This is a genomic window from Streptomyces sp. NPDC096339 (assembly GCF_044762985.1).
In the GTDB taxonomy this organism is placed as follows: domain Bacteria; phylum Actinomycetota; class Actinomycetes; order Streptomycetales; family Streptomycetaceae; genus Streptomyces.
The window spans coordinates 142444-157907 of sequence record NZ_JBIWFI010000017.1 but is presented as its reverse complement, the minus strand read 5'-3'; the positions used below and the strand labels follow the sequence as shown (position 1 = coordinate 157907).

Here is a 15464-nt window from a genome sequence, read left to right as displayed (position 1 = left end):
GACGACCGTCTGGGGCTGGTCTCGCCCCAGATCGCTACGCGCTCCTCTTTGACGGCGTCCGACAGCTGCCGTGGGCTGGACATAAGCCGCCTACATCCTTGAATCGTCCTCCATGACGGCGTCCGACGGCTGTCGAGAGGAGAGAAGGAGCCGGACGGCGGCCATTTCGGGCTCCCTTCGGGTCACCGCGAGTATCAGCCCCGGACGGGGGTCAGTCGCCGTCGCCGAGAAGCGCGTAGCGATCGTCGGCGGCTTATGACCAGCCCGAAGAGGCCGTGGACGCCGTCAGGGAGAAGCGCGTAGCGATCTGGTGCGTGACCAGCCCCGGACGGGGGCCGGACGCCGAGACGTGAGGAGCGCGTAGCGATTTGTGGCGCCCTTCCTCCCGCTCAGGCTCTTGTGGTCGACCTTTGGAGGGGTGTGGCCGCCTGCGCGGCCCGGAGGGCGAGGTGGGGGGCCCGAGGTGAGGCCCGCTGGGCGGGAGCCTGGTCGGGCATTGCTGTCGGCCCGTGTTGGAATCTCTGGCCCGGCCCGTTCCTTTGGGGGGTTCCCGGCAGTCCTTGTCTTTCCGTGGCGGGACGGTCTGTCAAGGGTCGCCGCAGGCGATCGCGCAGCGACGCGACGACGAAGGAGGAGCGCCCTTGACAGGCCGGCCCGACACGGAAGGACTATGGGACTGACGGGAAACCCCCAACCCCTCTTCACCACGGACCGGCCGGGGCACCGCCAACCCAGGTCCCGGACGACGGATCTCCTCCGCCCCTCCGGGGCTCCCCGCCCACCGCCCCGCACCCAAGGAGGCGGGTGGGCAGCCACCGCCCGGCCCCGGTGGCCCGAGGGGGTGATGGTCCCGAGCGCGTGAAGTCGTGCTACCCCCGCCCGCCCCGCACCTACTCCGTCTTCCCCGGCGCCATGTCGTAGGTGACCCACATGGTTCGCGTGGCCACCTGGTCGTACTTGCCGCGTGCCCGGTGGTTGTCGTCGGCGGTGATCCACCGCACCACGCTCCAGCCGCGCTCCCCGGCGAGCTCGCGCAGGGCCCCGAGCAGCAGGTCCGCGGCGCCCGAGCCGCGGTGCTCCGGCGCCACGAACAGGTCGTCGAGGAAGCAGCCGACCGTCGCGGACAGCGGCCGGGCGAAGGGACGGTAGTGGGCCAGGCCGAGGAGCCGGCCGTCGGCGTCCTCGGCGACCAGGGCGCCGACCTCGTGGCCGGGGTCGTTCACCCACGACCACACGGTCTCGGCGGCGGCCTCCGTCTGCTCCACCTTGTAGAAGTCGGCGTAGCCCCGGTAGAGGACCCGCCACTGGGCGAAGTCCTCGGGCCGGGCGGCGCGGACGCGGATGTCGGACATGTGGGAACCCCCGTGGTCGGCAACGATGTCACCGATCATGCGCCAACCGGGAGCAGCCGCATTGCGCCACGCTGTCGAATCGCCGCGAGCCCGGACGCCACCGCGGACAGGAAGGGCGGCCGGCCCGCTCACCGCGCCAGGAACTCCGCGACCAGCCCGCCCAGCACCTCGGGACGTTCCAGATGTACGTCGTGCCCCGCGCCCGGGACGCTCACGGCCAGGGTGTCCGGCCGTCGCCGCAGCATCTCCCCGGCTTCCGGCCCGTCGATGATGCCGTTCTGGCCGATGACGGCGAGGGCCGGGCAGGCGACCCGCTCCCACTCCTCCCACCAGGACCGTCGGGCGTTCTCCTCCAGCGAGCCGACCATGACGTCGCGGTCGAACCGCGGCCACCATCCGCCATCCCGCTCCTCCAGACCGTCCGCCCACCCCTCGCCTACGGGTCCGCCGCCGAGGAACTCGACGGCGGCTCCCCGCGTGGGGAAGGGCTGCGGCCAGGAGTCGAACCACGCTCCGATCTCGTCGACGAGCTCCGGACTCCCCCCGCCCGGTCCGGCCTCGACGAGTACGAGTCCTCGAACGCGTTCCGGGTGCGCGGCAGCGAAGAGCATGGCCGCGTGGCCCCCCAGCGACTGCCCGGCCACCACGAAACGCCCCAGCTCCAGCCGGTCGGCCACCGCCAGGACATCGGCGACGTAGGCGGCACGCGACACGTCCCGCGGACGGCGTTCGCTGGCGCCGTGCCCCCGTTGGTCGACGGCGACGACCCGGTACCGGGGGCTCAAGTGCCGCGCCACCGCGTCCCATTCGCCCGCGTGCCCGGCCAGCCCGTGCAGCAGGAGGACGGCCGGCCCGTCCCCGCCCCAGTCCCGGCAGGAAAGCCGCACCCCGTCCCGCACCACGGTCCGCTCGGACCACGTCATGTCGGCCATGAGGGTGATCATGCCATCGACTCGGTCGGTGGTGGCCAGGACGATCCGGGAGAGGAGCTTCTCCCTTCCTTCGAGCGCGTACGGGTGATCGGCTCCCCGGCGGTCACCCACCTGACGTACCGCGTCCTGGACGCTCGTAGGGTGGCGGGATAACGAATACGGACGAACCGCAACAAAGGACCCGCCGTGACCGAGCCGACGCCTCCGACGCCTCAGCCCGAGCCCCAGCCCGAATCCCAGCCCCAGGCCCAGGCCCAGCCCCAGCCCCAGCCCCAGCCCCAGGCCAAGTCCACGTCCCACTCCCCCTTCCCCCCTCCCCGGCGCGGGGCCGACTGGATGTTCGGCGGGGTGTACGGGACGGTACTGGCCAGCGCCCTGCTCGCCGCGCTGGACCAGCAGGGCGACGAGTACACCCCGTTCTACGACGCCAGCTGGGTCCTCGTGACGGCGGCCGCCGCCGGGCTCGCGCACGGCTATTCGCACCACATGACCACCCACCACCGCGGGTCCGCCGCCCACCGGTGGCACGTGCTCGTCCGGGCGCTGTGGAACGAGTGGCCGATGATCGTGGCCACCCTGCCCACCGTGCTGCTGTTGGTCGCGGCCGGGATCACGGACTGGAACCGCTCCGGCGTGACCGCGGTCGGACTGGGCCTGAACACCGCGCTGCTCTTCGCCTGGGGCTCCTTCGTGGCGCTCCGGGTCGGCTACCGGCTCGGTTCGGCACTGCTCATCGGCCTGGCCGACGCCACGATCGGCCTCGTCATCATCGTGGCCAACGCGGTCATCAAATGAAGACCTGACGGCCGAAGGCCCGACAGCGGGGCATCAGCCGGGAAGCTGCGCCTCCGCCTCCGCCAGGATCTCCGTCAGTCGCGCCCCGAACTCCGCGCCCCGCGGATCCGGCACCCCGGTGCGGCCCGCCGTGAGCAGCGCGTCCAGGGCCCGCCCGTACGCGCCCTGTACGTCGCTCCAGCCCGGCAGGGCGTGGACGCCCTCGGTGCCGCGCAGTTCCAGCCCCACCCCGGCCGCCTCGCGCGGGGCGCCCAGGCTCAGGACTGCGGTGCTGGCCGCGCCGGAGCTGTGCCGCAGGGCCAGTTGGACCACGTCGGAGGGGCCCCGGGTGGCGCTGACGGCGGTGACCTCGCCGAGGACCGGGATCAGCACGGACAGCGCGTGCGGGCCCACGTCCCAGAGCCCGCCCTTCTCCTTGCGCCACGGCGAGTCGGCGTACGCGCTGGGCGTGCCGTCGGGCGGGAAGACGGCGCCGAGCCAGTGGGCGGCCGCGGTGAACCAGCCCTCCCGGCCGGCCTGCTCGGCGACCCAGCCGGCGGTGGGCTCGGCGAAGCGCAGCGTGAGGAAGACGACGGAGGCGACCTGATGGCGCGCCACCGCGTCGGCGACGGCCCGGGCCTCCTCGACGGTGGTCGCGACGGGCTTGTCGAGCAGCAGGTGGCAGCCGGCCGCGGCGGCGCGGACGGCGAGCGGGGCCTGGACGTCGGGCGGCAGGGCGAAGGCCACGGCGTCACAGTCGGCGAACAGCGCGTCGGGGTCTTCGTACACCTTCACGCCGTACTCGCCCGCCAGCTCGGCGGCGGCTTCGGGCCGGCGGCCCCACACTCCGGCGAACTCGGAGCCGGTGTGCGCGGCGAGGGCGGGGGCGTGGGTGCGGTGGGCCCAGGGGCCGGTGCCGAGCAGCCCGACCCTGGGGCGGGGGTTCGCGACCGAGCTCAAATCAGACGAAATGCTCACGGCCCCAGTCTGCCCCACCCGGTGCCCCACCCGGACGGACGCCCGGCCGCAAGCCGCTTCCGGTCCGCACAGCCCACCCGACCTGCGGCGCGAACCTCGGTAACACGGGGTTCACACGTGGGCAACGGAAGGGAAATCGCGGGCGGGCACGCTGCGGTCATCACCGCAGCGCGGCAATGAAGCAGGGCAGCGGCCGGCACAGCACCCGCAGAGTCTGAGGATGGGGCCCGTGAGCTACAAGGCTGAGTACATCTGGATCGACGGCACCGAGCCGACGGCGAAGCTTCGCTCCAAGACGAAGATCCTGGCCGACGGCGACACGCTGCCGATCTGGGGCTTCGACGGATCGAGCACGAACCAGGCCGAGGGCCACGCCTCCGACCGCGTGCTGAACCCGGTCTTCTCCTGCCCGGACCCGATCCGCGGCGGCGACAACATCCTCGTCCTGTGCGAGGTCCTGAACATCGACATGACCCCGCACGAGTCGAACACCCGCGCGCTGCTGCGTCCGGTCGCGGAGAAGTTCGCCTCCCAGGAGCCGATCTTCGGCATCGAGCAGGAGTACACGTTCTTCGACGGCGTGCGGCCGCTCGGCTTCCCGGTCGGCGGCTTCCCGGCCGCGCAGGGCGGCTACTACTGCGGTGTCGGCTCGGACGAGATCTTCGGCCGTGACATCGTCGAGAAGCACCTGGACCACTGCCTCGCGGCGGGCCTGAGCATCTCCGGCATCAACGCCGAGGTCATGCCCGGCCAGTGGGAGTTCCAGGTCGGCCCGGTCGGCCCGCTGGAGGTCTCCGACCAGCTGTGGATCGCCCGCTGGCTGCTGTACCGCACCGCCGAGGACTTCAACGTCTCCGCGACGCTGAACCCGAAGCCGGTGAAGGGCGACTGGAACGGCGCCGGCGCGCACACCAACTTCTCCACGAAGGCGATGCGCGAGGACTACCGCGCGATCATCTCCGCGTGCGAGGCGCTGGGCGAGGGCAGCAAGCCGCTCGACCACGTGAAGAACTACGGCGCGGGCATCGACGAGCGCCTGACGGGCCTGCACGAGACCGCCCCGTGGAACGAGTTCAGCTACGGCGTCTCGGACCGCGGCGCCTCGGTCCGCATCCCGTGGCAGGTCGAGAAGGACGGCAAGGGCTACATCGAGGACCGCCGCCCGAACGCGAACGTGGACCCGTACGTGGTGACCCGCCTGATCGTGGACACCTGCTGCACGGGCCTGGAGAAGGACGGCCTGGTCTGACCCCCGGCCACGTCACACCATCCTCCTGACAACGGCGCCCGCCGAGCCCCCGCGGCTCGGCGGGCGCCGTTGTCGGTGACGCGTGGGAACTGCCGCTGAACCGCAGCCCGTTTGTCCTGAATTAATGGAAACTTGATGCCGGAATATGAGATTCCGATCCAAGGTCTGAGACGGGGCCTGCCCGAGGGCCCGGTCTTCTGCTTGAATGGGGCCATGGCCAGCCACTCGTACACCTCGTCAGGTCGCAGCGACCTCGAGCCGTTCTGGCCGTCCCGTCAGGATCACGATTTCGACCGGGTGTGTTGCCGCGCGAAGAACGCGCCGGCCCTCTAAAGCCTCCGGGATCTCCTACCTGAGTTGCCCCAGGCCTTCGGTCTGCGCGGAACGACACCGATGACGTACGCCACTACGCACGTCTCCTGCCGATTCCTCCGCGTGAAAGAGCTGACCACTCATGGCTAACACCCGTTCCCTCGTCTCCGCTTCCGCTGCGACCTCGCCCCTGTCCTATCCCCCCAGTCCGCGCCACCGGCTGCGCGCCGTGGACCGGAACGAGGTGGCCCGCGTGGCGGATCTGCTTCCGCCCGGTGCCACCTGGCTTCCCGCGCCCCAGCACGCCCTGCCGACCCTGCCCGGGCAGCCGCCGATGATCGGCTACCTGGTGCTCGTGCCGGCCGACCAGCAGCCGCCGATCGCCTTCGCCCCGCACGCCGTGGCGGGGCCGGCACCCTCCCTCGCTCCCGAAGCCGCCGGTGACGGCGACGACGACGCCCTGGTCCGCATCGACTCGGCCCAGCGCACGGCCGCCGTCGACGGGCAGGTGCTCGACCTGACGTACCTGGAGTTCGAGCTGCTGGCGCACCTGGTGAAGCACCCCCACCGGGTGCACAGCCGCGACCAGCTGGTGACCACGGTCTGGGGTTACGGACACGTCGGTGACGGCCGCACCGTGGACGTCCACATCGCCCGGCTGCGCCGCAAGCTGGGCGCCGCCCACCGCAACGCGATCCAGACGGTCCGCCGGGTGGGGTACAAGTACGCCCCCTGACCGGCCCGTTGAGCCGGGCTCGACCAGAGGGCGCGCGTGGGCCCGTACCCCCTCCCAGGGAGTACGGGCCCACGTCGCGTCAGCTCACGCGCCCGCCCCGGCGGCAGCCGCCCGGCGTCGCGCGACGAAGCCCAGGGCCACGTCGATCACCAGGAACGCCACCAGGCTGATCCCGAGCAGCGGGACGAACCAGCCGACCACCGCGGTCACCGCGACCAGCGGCAGCAGCGCGGTGACCGGCAGCTTGCGCCAGGCTCCGCGCGGCTGGGCGCGGCCGACGGACAGCCTGCGGTCCTTGGTCGGGCGGCGCAGCCACCACATCCGGTAGCCCCAGAAGACCAGGAACATCACGGCGACGGCGAGCGCGGCCAGCGCGATCTGGTTGACGAGCCCGAAGGTCTTGCCCATGTGCAGGTCGATGCCGAAGCGGGTCATCTTCGCGAGCAGCGGGTAGTCGGCGAAGCGGAGTTCGTCGATGACCTTGCCGTCGGCGGGGTCGACGGCGACGGCGTCCAGGTGCACCGGCACCTGCTTGTCCTGCTCCTTGATCACGTATCCCTTGCCCTTGGCGGGCAGGGTGATGCGGAGTTCCTCGGTGACCCCCGCGGCGCGGGCGGCGGCCACGGCCTTGTCGAGGCCGATGTCCGCGGTGGGCGCGGCGGGCGGCATCTCCTCGCCGGGACCCATGTTGTGGCCGGCGTGCTCGTCGCCCCCGTCGGCCGCGCCGGCGCCCGGCTTCAGCTTGGCGGAGACGCTGGGGGTGGCGCCGCCGAGGCGGTCCTGGAGCTGCCCGATGTTCTCGCCGGCGTACTTCGACCAGGTCAGACCGGTGGCGGAGAGCACGACGAGCCCGGCGACGGACCAGAGTCCGACGGCCCCGTGCCAGGACAGGGTGCGGCGGCGGCCGGTGGCCGTCCGGTCGGGGAGGACGAGCTCGGCCCGGCGCCTGCGGCGGCGGCCGATCCACAGGGCGAGTCCGCCGAGGGCGACGACCCACATCCAGCTCGCGGCCATCTCGCTGTAGTTCCGGCCGAACTCGCCGAGCTGGAGGCTGGCGTGGAACTCGCTCAGCCAGGCCCGCAGCGGCAGCGCGTCGCCGGAGGTGGCGAGCTGCCCGCGCACCTCGCCCGTATACGGGTCGACGAAGACGGTGAGGGTCTCGCCTTCGGGGAGACCCGACTTCTCCATGATCACCCGGGTGGTGGCCTCCGCGTCGGGCCCGGGCCATACGGAGACGACCTCGCCCTCCGGCGCGGCGCTCTTGGCCGCCTCGACCTGGGCGCTGAGCGGCAGGGCGCTGTCGCCGACCCGGGAGACGGTCAGCTCGTCGGAGTAGAGGATCTTCTCGGCCTGCCAGGAACCGGCGTACAGCAGCCCGGTGGTGGCGGCGAGGAACAGCAGCGGGGCGATCAGCAGGCCCGCGTAGAAGTGCATGCGCAGGAGCAGCGGCCGCAGGGCGGCCCAGCCCCCGGGGCTCTTCTTGGGTATGGCGGTGGTGTCGGGATCGGCGTCCGGGGTGCGGACGTCCTGAGTCTCGTCAAGGGACATGTCGGGTCCTAGGGGTTGGCGAAGACATGGGGGAAGCGGCCCCGGGTCTCGCCTCCTCCTCGCCGAGGAGCGCGCCGGTCAGGCGCGGGCAGGGTGGCCGGGGGCCGTGGTGCTGAACGCTCGGTACGCGGGCGGCCCCCGGCGCACCACGGCGTGGGCGTGCAGGGCGCCCCGCAGCCGGCGCGGCCGCTCGGACCGGGGCCGGAGGACGGGCGGGGCCGGCGGGGCGGCCACCCGGGCCGCCGCGAGGGCGAACGCGCGGGCGAGCGGCCGGGCCGCGTGCAGCGCGGCGGCGCCGAGGGCGCGGGCGAGCCGGAAGACCGCGGCCTCACCCCAGGCCAGCCAGGCGGCGCAGAGCAGCCCGGCGAGCACGTGGGCGGCGATCATCCCGGCGCCCCCGTACCCGGCCATGCCGGCCATGTCCGCCAGGTCGGCCATGTCGGCCGTGCCGCTCAGGTCGGCGGTGCCGGGGGCCGCGGAGCCCATCGCTCCCGCGCCCATGTCCATGTCCATGCCCATGTCCATGCCCGGCATGTGATGGTGCGCGGGAGCGGGAGCGGGCTTCGCCGTCTGGCTCCGGGAGAAGACGAGGTGCAGCACCCCCTGCACGGCGAGCAGCGCCGCGCCGATCCCGGCGGGGCCCCGGCGCCGTCCGGTGGCCGTCCAGGCGAGCCCTGCGGTCACCGCGAAAGCACACAGAAGCCCTGCGAGGGGGATGTCCGTACCGGACATGTACGAATGCCCCAGCGCACCCAAAGCGACGCACATCGCCGCGAATGTCGCGGCTCGCGTGATGCGCATCGGCGCGGGGGTCATGGACATGGCCGGGACATGTTCGCACGGGGCCCGGTGGCGGCCGCCAGAGGGCCGTATCCGATCATGGAGCGGTGAATCCGATTCCACTGGGAGTGGTGTATTCCGGCGGTGTCCAGCTCGGGGCGCACGTCCTGGACCGGCTGGAGCCGGCCGAGCGGGAGCGGCTGCTCCGGGGCTGCTCGACGAACGTCGAAAATCTCGCCGGCGGGCGCTGGGAAACGCTGCTGACCAGCGCGCTCGTCGTCGAGGAGCCCATGCCCCTGCCGTACGCGCTGCTGCTCGTCGCGGTGCTCGGATACGCCGAGTACGCGTACGGAGCCTGGTGGACGGCGGCGGTGTTCCTGTTCGGGCACGCCGCGGCGACGCTCCTCGTATACGGCGCCCTGCGCAGGACGACCGATACCCGGACCCGGCGCGCCCTGGACGTGGGGACCAGCTACGGATTCAACGCCGTACTCGGCGCGCTGACCTCGGCACTACCACGCGGAGCGGTGCGCACCACCGCCCGGGCCGGGCTGCTGGCCCTCGCCGTGGCCCCCGTGGTCAAGCGCGGCCGGACCTTCACGGACGCCGGGCACCTGGCGGCGCTGGGGATCGGCGTGGGGATCTCGCTGGTCTTCGATTGTCTTTCCGACGCGAAACATCGGAAAATGGCACGAATCGCCTGACTGTCTGACCGTCTGATCGTCTGACCGCTCGAACCAACCGCATACAGCTACCGCCGGAGCCGCCACGATGACCGCCTTGCCCTCCACCACCGTCGCCAACCTCCGCGACCTCGGTGGCACCCCGTTGACCGGCGGCCGCACCGTTCGCTCCGGCCTGGTCCTGCGCTCCGGCCAGCTCGACCGGCTCGACCTCGACGCCGACCCGGCGGTGGCCGCGCTGGGCCTGGCCACCGTCATCGACTTCCGCAGCTCCGCCGAGCGCACCGACCACCCCGACCGGGTTCCGGCAGGGGCGAAGGCGCTGGTCGGTGACGTGCTGGCGGACAAGATGAGCTCCGGCAAGATGCCCGCGGCCGCGCAGCTCAAGGACCTGCTGTCGGACCCGGTGGTCGCCGAGGAGCGGCTCGGCGGCGGCAAGGCGCAGGCCCTGTTCGCCGATGTGTACCGGTCCTTCGTCGCCGCCGCCTCCGCGCAGGCCTCGTACCGGATGCTGCTGGAGGAGCTCGCCGACCCGCAGGCGGGCCCGCTGCTCTTCCACTGCACGGCCGGCAAGGACCGTACGGGCTGGGGCGCCACGATCATCCTGTCGCTGCTCGGGGCGGACGACGAGACGCTGATGGCCGAGTACCTGTCCGTCAACCCGGCGGTCAAGCAGGCCTTCGCCCCGATGATCGAGGGCTTCACGGCGGCCGGCGGCGACCCGGAGATAGCGCTCGCCCTGATAGGCGTCTTCCCCTCCTACCTGGAGGCCGCGCTGGACGAGGTCGAGACGCGCTACGGCTCCATGGAGAAGTACGTCCGCGAGGGGCTCGGCGTCTCCGACGAGAAGGTCGAGGCGCTGCGCGCCCGGCTGATCGCCTGACGCCGACGCCCCACCCCGCGGGCGCCACTCGCGGGTGACCATCCGACCATTCGCTCGTTCTGCTGAACGTGACTGCGCCGGATACCGCCACCCGCCCCCCGTCTCCCGTGCCGCCCGACGTCGAGCAGGCCGAGGCCGCCATCGTCGAGCACTATCCGCGGCTGGTGCGGCTCGCCTACCTGGTGCTGCCTCCCGCCCTCGGACGCAACCGCCGGGTGCTCACCGCCCACTCGCTGGCCCAGCGGGCGCTGCCGCGCGGCCGGCGGGACGCGGTGGCGGCCGCCGCGGCCGTGCAGGGCGGGGTCCCCGGCGGGGTTCCCGGGCAGCGGAACGGCGGTGCGGGCGACGCGGGGTACGCGTACGTACGGCTGCGCGTGCTGCGCGCCGCCCTCGAAGCCGGGATCCCGCTGACCTTCCGTGCCCTTCCGCGCCGCGCGCAGCTCCCGCCGCTGCTCCCCCAGGTGTGGGGGCTTCGGCTGTTCCCCCGCTCGGGCGGGGCCGAGGAGCTCGCCCTCGACCAGTGGCTGGCCACCCTGAACGGGCCCGGCCGGGCCGCCTGCGCGCTGCGGGCGTTGGAGCGGCTGCCGGAGTCCGAGGTGCTGCGGGTGCTCACCGAGGCCGGGGTCGCGGACCCGGCCGCCGCGGTCGCCGAGTCGGGGGATCCGGCGAACGACGCCCTCTTCGCCTCCCCCGAGTTCGACCCGTGCGTGCTCCAGGCCCGGCCCACCGACCTGCTGCGCCGCCGCCGGCTCGTGCGGGCCGGGCTCGCCGCCGGGGCCGCGCTCGCCGTGTGCGGGACGCTGCTCGCGCTGCCCGGCGGGGGCTGGGGCGCGGACGGCGCGGCCGCCCCGCCGTACTCCCGCAACGCGGCGGCCGAGCAGGCCCTGGATCCGGCGAAGCTGGTCCGCGCCGAGCCCGCGCTCTGGCGGGCGTCCTCCCGTACGGACTTCTCCACCTGGCCCGCCCGCGGCGACCGCGCCGCCGACTCCGCGCTGCTGCGGCGGGCGCTGGCCGTCTGGGCCCGGCCCGGCTCCTCCGTGGTCGTCTCGGCAACCCCGGGCACTCCGGCCGGGCCGCCGATGGGCCCGGCGCAGCTGCTGTTCGCGGGCGCCGTCGACCAGGCCGTGGTGGTCCTGCTGTACGACGGCCTGCGCGTGGTCCGTTACGCCGAGCCGCGTACGGGGTCCGCGGGCGCCGCCCTCGACTTCGCCCGGACCGACGGCGCCTCGGCGGACACCGCGACGGCGCTGGTGCTCAGCCGGGTCGACGGCAACGTCCGCTACCTGACGGCGCCCTGGGTCACGGGCGCGGCCCTGCGGGACCTGCTCAAGCCCGGCGAGGCCCCGGTGACGCTGAAGACGGCGCCGGACGGGGTGACCCCGCCGGTGCCGAGCCCCGCCCCCGCGGGCAGTTGTACGAGCTGGAACGCGCTGGCGCTGACCGGCGACGGCGCCACCCGGCTGATCACGGACCTCGGTGAACTGACCCCGGCCCGGCTGACGTCGGGCGCGCCGGGTGCGGAGCGGGATGTGACGGAGGGCGCGGAGCTCGCGGACTGGTCGCGGATCGCCTGCCTGCTGCCCTCGGTCCGCTCGCACGGGGTCCGTACGGTCAACGCCTGGACGTACGCGAAGCAGCCGCTGCCGGAGGGGGACGGGACGGCGACCTGGCTGTGCACGCGGGCCGAGACCTGGCAGGGCTCGGCGGACCGGGTGCAGGCGCAGTTCCTGACTCCGGGTGCCCCGCTCGCCGCGCAGGCGGCCAAGGCGGAGGGATCGCAGGCGTGCGGGTCGCGGGAGCCGCGGGTGCTGGCGGGCGTGCTGTGGAAGTCCCGTGCGGGGCAGTGGTACGTACTGGCCGCGGGCAGCGCGCAGTTCGCGTCGCTGTCGGTGTCGGGTGGCGGGGTCAACGGCTCCGCGAACGGCAACCGGCTGGCGGTGAAGGCCAAGGAGGGTGCGCAGGTGGACCTGTCGGGCAAGCTGACGGACGGGTCGAAGGCGGGTGTGCTGCGGTAGCCCTGTGACCGGACGGGTCCCTCCTCCCGGCTGCCGCCGGGAGGAGGGACCCGTGACGGACGAGGACGCTCAGGAGCCGGTGGGCAGTACCAGTTCCCCGGTTCCGCTCAGGCCGTCCACCGGGCCCGCGAGGGCGGATACGGTCTCGGGGGATTCCTCGATGCCGTCGGCCACCCCGACGGTGAGCGGGGAGGCCTTCAGGGTCTCCACGTTGCCGTGGTCCCCGATGCGGTCGAGGCCGAGGTCGTGGTGCGCCTGCCCGAAGAGGTCGGCCGTGGCGGTCGCCGCGCCGGCCTTCTGGGGGGTCTGGCCCGTGCCCGTGTCCGCGGAGGCCACGGGGGCCACGGCGGCGAGGGCGGCAGCGGTCGCGAAGCCGGTCAGCAGCATGTTCTTGATCTTCATGCAGGGACCAACGAAGGGTCCCGTCTTACGTCACGCCCGCGTCAACGCCCGGGCCGCCGCGGCCGCGCGCAGGAAGTGGGTGCAGAGGGCTTTTCCTCTCCCCTACCCCTCAGTACATTGACGCCATGTCTAATACGCCGCTCGCGCCCGCCCCCGTGGCGTCGGAACACATAGACCTGAACCCCCGGAACGTGTCCTTCCGGTGGGAGGACACCCCGCTCCACTGGCTGCCGAACGACCCCTTCGCCGGGCACATGATCAACGTGCTGCACCTGCTGCTGCCGGCCGGTGAGCGGTGGTTCGTCCACGTCTACAAGCAGGTGCTCCCGCACATCACGGACGAGCGGCTGCGCGCGGACGTCATCGGCTTCATCGGCCAGGAGGCCATGCACGCCGCCGCGCACGACGACGTACTCCCCCACCTCAAGCGGCTGGACCTGGACCCGACCCCGTACACGGCGCAGGTGGACTGGCTGTTCGAGAAGCTGCTGGGCGACCGGACCCTGCCCCCGGGCAAGGCGCGCCACTGGTGGCTGATGGAGCGGGTCGCGATGATCGCGGCGATCGAGCACTACACCGCGTTCCTCGGCGACTGGGTGCTGAACGCGGACGAGCTGGACCGGCGGGGCGCCGACCCGATGATGCTCGACCTGCTGCGCTGGCACGGGGCGGAGGAGGTCGAGCACCGCTCGGTGGCCTTCGACCTCTTCATGCACCTGGACGGCAACTACCGCCGCCGCGCCAGGACGTGGGCCACGGCCTTCTCGGCACTGGTGTTCCTGTGGCAGCGCGGGGTGCGCTTCTTCATGGAGAACGACCCCCACCTGGTCGACGGCAAGGCCTCCTTCGGCCAGTTCTTCCGGGCCGGGCAGCAGGGCGTACTGCCTTCCACGGGCGCCATGCTGAAGTCCATCCCGCAGTACCTCTCCCGTACGTACCACCCCTCGCAGCACGGCTCGACGGCGCAGGCGGTGGCCTACCTCGCCTCCTCCCCCGGGGCCAACGGAGGCCACGGCGGGGTGAAGGCATGAGGCGCGCTCTGACCGTCACCGCCGTCGCCGGAGCCGCCTGGGTCGCCAAGCGCGCGGTGAGCCGCCGGATCGGGAAGTCCCCGCTGTGGCCGCTGCCCGCCCTGGAGACCCCGGTCTCCGGCTACTCGCCGCGCCGGACGCTGCGCGCGCTGATCGTCTCCCGCGAAGAGCCGGCCGCGGGCGTGGTCCGGCTGACCGTGGAGTCGCCCGAGCTGCCGGCCTGGGCCCCTGGCGCGCACGTGGACATCACCCTGCCCTCGGGGCTGGTCCGCCAGTACTCCCTGTGCGGGGACCCGGCGGACTCCGGCCGGTACACGATCGCGATCCGGCTGATCGAGGACGGCCGGGGCGGCTCCCGCGAGGCCCACGCCCAACTGGTGGAGGGCGCCGAGCTGGAACTGCGCCCGCCGCGCAACCGGTTCGAGCTGGTCCCGGCGGCCTCGTACGCGTTCGTCGCGGGCGGCATCGGGATCACCCCGATCCTGCCGATGCTCCGGGCGGCGACCGCGGCCGGGGCGGACTGGACCCTGCTCTACGGGGGCCGCTCGCGCGCCTCGATGCCGTTCCTCGCCGAACTGGCGGCGTACGGCGACCGGGTCACGCTCGCCCCCGAGGACGAGACGGGTCTGCCCGATCTGACGGCGCTCGCCTCCGTCCGGCCCGGCACGCCGGTCTACTGCTGCGGCCCCGAGCCCCTGATGGCGGCCGTCACGGCGGCGGTCCCGGATCCGGCGGCGGTGCACCTGGAGCGCTTCGCTCCGGCGGCGGCGCCCGGTCCCGCGAAGCCGTTCACGGTCGAACTGCACCGCTCGGGGCGCGAGATCGAGGTCGGTGCGGACGAATCCGCCCTGGCCGCGGTCCGCCGGGAGCTGCCCGCCACTCCCTACTCGTGCGAGCAGGGGTTCTGCGGGACCTGCCAACACCGGGTGCTGGCGGGCGAGGTGGACCACCGCGACGAGCTGCTGACCGACGGCGAACGCGAGGACTCCATGCTGCTGTGCGTCTCTCGTGCGAAGGGGGACCGCCTCGTCCTGGACCTCTGACCCGTCCGAAGTAGGGTGTCCCGCATGACAACCGGCGTGCGGCGCAGGATGGGTGTCGAGGAGCGGCGGCAGCAGCTGATCGGGGTTGCCCTGGAGCTGTTCAGCCACCGCTCGCCCGACGACGTGTCCATAGACGAGATCGCGGCGGCCGCGGGGATATCCCGGCCGCTCGTCTACCACTATTTCCCCGGCAAGCTGAGCCTGTACGAGGCCGCGCTGCGCCGGGCCGCCGACGACCTGGCGGCGCGCTTCGACGAGCCCCGGGAGGGGCCGCTGGGCGCGCGGCTGCTGCGGGTGATGGGGCGGTTCTTCGCCTTCGTCGACGAGCACGGGCCGGGTTTCTCGGCGTTGATGCGGGGCGGTCCGGCGGCCGGCAGCAGCCGCACCAACGCCATGATCGACGAGGTCCGGCAGGCCGCCTACGAGCAGATCCTGACCCACCTGGGCATCGGGATCGAGAGTCCGCCGGCCCGCCTCGAACTCGTGGTGCGGTCCTGGGTGTCGCTCGCCGAGTCCACCGCGCTGATCTGGCTGGACGGGCGCCGGATCCCGCGCGCCGAGCTGGAGTTGCAGCTGGTGCACGATTTCGCCGCGCTGGCCGCGGTGAGCGCCGCGTACGACGCGGAGATGGCGGGGATCCTCGTACGGATCCTGGCGGACGAGCCGGCCGACGGGCCGTTCGGGGAGCTGGTCGGGCGGCTGGCCGCGCTCGTACCGGCCGTACCCGGCCCGCGATGATCTTGCGT

The 15464-nt window shown here is 73.2% G+C and carries 15 protein-coding genes; 9 read left to right on the top strand and 6 right to left on the bottom strand.

Annotated elements, in window-relative coordinates; all coding sequences use genetic code 11:
* Window positions 1–890: 890 nt before the first annotated feature.
* Window positions 891–1352, bottom strand: a complete 462-nt coding sequence (locus ACIQ5Y_RS22440) for a GNAT family N-acetyltransferase (RefSeq protein ID WP_403883076.1) — start codon at window positions 1350–1352, stop codon at window positions 891–893.
* 128 nt (window positions 1353–1480) lie between these two features.
* Entirely contained in the window at window positions 1481–2275 is a 795-nt protein-coding gene (locus ACIQ5Y_RS22435) for an alpha/beta fold hydrolase (RefSeq protein ID WP_403883103.1), read from the bottom strand.
* 195 nt (window positions 2276–2470) lie between these two features.
* Here ACIQ5Y_RS22435 and ACIQ5Y_RS22430 point away from each other — a divergent pair, with 195 nt between their 5' ends.
* On the top strand, window positions 2471–3079 hold the full coding sequence (locus ACIQ5Y_RS22430) for a hypothetical protein (RefSeq protein ID WP_403883073.1): 609 nt from the start codon (window positions 2471–2473) through the stop codon (window positions 3077–3079).
* A 33-nt stretch (window positions 3080–3112) separates the two neighbouring features.
* Here ACIQ5Y_RS22430 and ACIQ5Y_RS22425 read toward each other — a convergent pair whose 3' ends face one another.
* Window positions 3113–4030: a Gfo/Idh/MocA family protein gene (locus ACIQ5Y_RS22425; protein WP_403883100.1), complete on the bottom strand. Its 918-nt coding sequence runs from the start codon at window positions 4028–4030 to the stop codon at window positions 3113–3115.
* 235 nt (window positions 4031–4265) lie between these two features.
* On the opposite strand from ACIQ5Y_RS22425, the gene glnII reads away from it, so the two are divergent.
* Window positions 4266–5285 (top strand): glutamine synthetase, encoded by a 1020-nt coding sequence (gene glnII, locus ACIQ5Y_RS22420; RefSeq protein WP_403883070.1) that lies wholly within the window; start codon window positions 4266–4268, stop codon window positions 5283–5285.
* A gap of 454 nt (window positions 5286–5739) precedes the next feature.
* On the top strand, window positions 5740–6333 hold the full coding sequence (locus tag ACIQ5Y_RS22415) for a winged helix-turn-helix domain-containing protein (RefSeq protein ID WP_403883067.1): 594 nt from the start codon (window positions 5740–5742) through the stop codon (window positions 6331–6333).
* An 84-nt stretch (window positions 6334–6417) separates the two neighbouring features.
* Here the strand turns inward: ACIQ5Y_RS22415 and ACIQ5Y_RS22410 are convergent, their stop codons facing one another.
* Both ACIQ5Y_RS22410 and ACIQ5Y_RS22405 read right to left on the bottom strand, forming a co-directional pair.
* Window positions 6418–7881: a PepSY-associated TM helix domain-containing protein gene (locus ACIQ5Y_RS22410; RefSeq protein ID WP_403883064.1), complete on the bottom strand. Its 1464-nt coding sequence runs from the start codon at window positions 7879–7881 to the stop codon at window positions 6418–6420.
* 78 nt (window positions 7882–7959) lie between these two features.
* Window positions 7960–8649 (bottom strand): hypothetical protein, encoded by a 690-nt coding sequence (locus ACIQ5Y_RS22405; protein WP_403883061.1) that lies wholly within the window; start codon window positions 8647–8649, stop codon window positions 7960–7962.
* 119 nt (window positions 8650–8768) lie between these two features.
* On the opposite strand from ACIQ5Y_RS22405, the gene ACIQ5Y_RS22400 reads away from it, so the two are divergent.
* From ACIQ5Y_RS22400 to ACIQ5Y_RS22390, 3 genes are all read left to right on the top strand, one after another.
* Window positions 8769–9365 carry a rhomboid-like protein gene (locus ACIQ5Y_RS22400; RefSeq protein ID WP_403883058.1) on the top strand — a complete coding sequence of 199 codons (597 nt, stop codon included), beginning with the start codon at window positions 8769–8771 and terminating at the stop codon, window positions 9363–9365.
* Between the two features lie 67 nt (window positions 9366–9432).
* Entirely contained in the window at window positions 9433–10227 is a 795-nt protein-coding gene (locus ACIQ5Y_RS22395; protein ID WP_403883055.1) for a tyrosine-protein phosphatase, read from the top strand.
* Window positions 10228–10295: 68 nt separating this feature from the next.
* A complete protein-coding gene (locus tag ACIQ5Y_RS22390) occupies window positions 10296–12242 on the top strand; it encodes a hypothetical protein (protein WP_403883052.1) in 1947 nt (648 codons plus the stop codon).
* Between the two features lie 69 nt (window positions 12243–12311).
* Here the strand turns inward: ACIQ5Y_RS22390 and ACIQ5Y_RS22385 are convergent, their stop codons facing one another.
* Window positions 12312–12644: a hypothetical protein gene (locus ACIQ5Y_RS22385; RefSeq protein ID WP_403883049.1), complete on the bottom strand. Its 333-nt coding sequence runs from the start codon at window positions 12642–12644 to the stop codon at window positions 12312–12314.
* A 125-nt stretch (window positions 12645–12769) separates the two neighbouring features.
* Between ACIQ5Y_RS22385 and ACIQ5Y_RS22380 the strand changes: the two genes are divergently transcribed.
* Genes ACIQ5Y_RS22380 through ACIQ5Y_RS22370 form a run of 3 tightly spaced genes read left to right on the top strand, consistent with a single transcriptional unit; the run spans window position 12770 to window position 15456 of the window.
* Entirely contained in the window at window positions 12770–13675 is a 906-nt protein-coding gene (locus ACIQ5Y_RS22380) for a metal-dependent hydrolase (RefSeq protein WP_403883046.1), read from the top strand.
* Window positions 13672–14718, top strand: coding sequence for a PDR/VanB family oxidoreductase (locus ACIQ5Y_RS22375; protein WP_403883043.1), 1047 nt, complete (start codon window positions 13672–13674; stop codon window positions 14716–14718). Before ACIQ5Y_RS22380 ends, ACIQ5Y_RS22375 begins: the two co-directional genes overlap by 4 nt.
* 24 nt (window positions 14719–14742) lie before the next feature.
* Entirely contained in the window at window positions 14743–15456 is a 714-nt protein-coding gene (locus tag ACIQ5Y_RS22370; RefSeq protein ID WP_403883040.1) for a TetR/AcrR family transcriptional regulator, read from the top strand.
* Window positions 15457–15464: the final 8 nt, after the last annotated feature.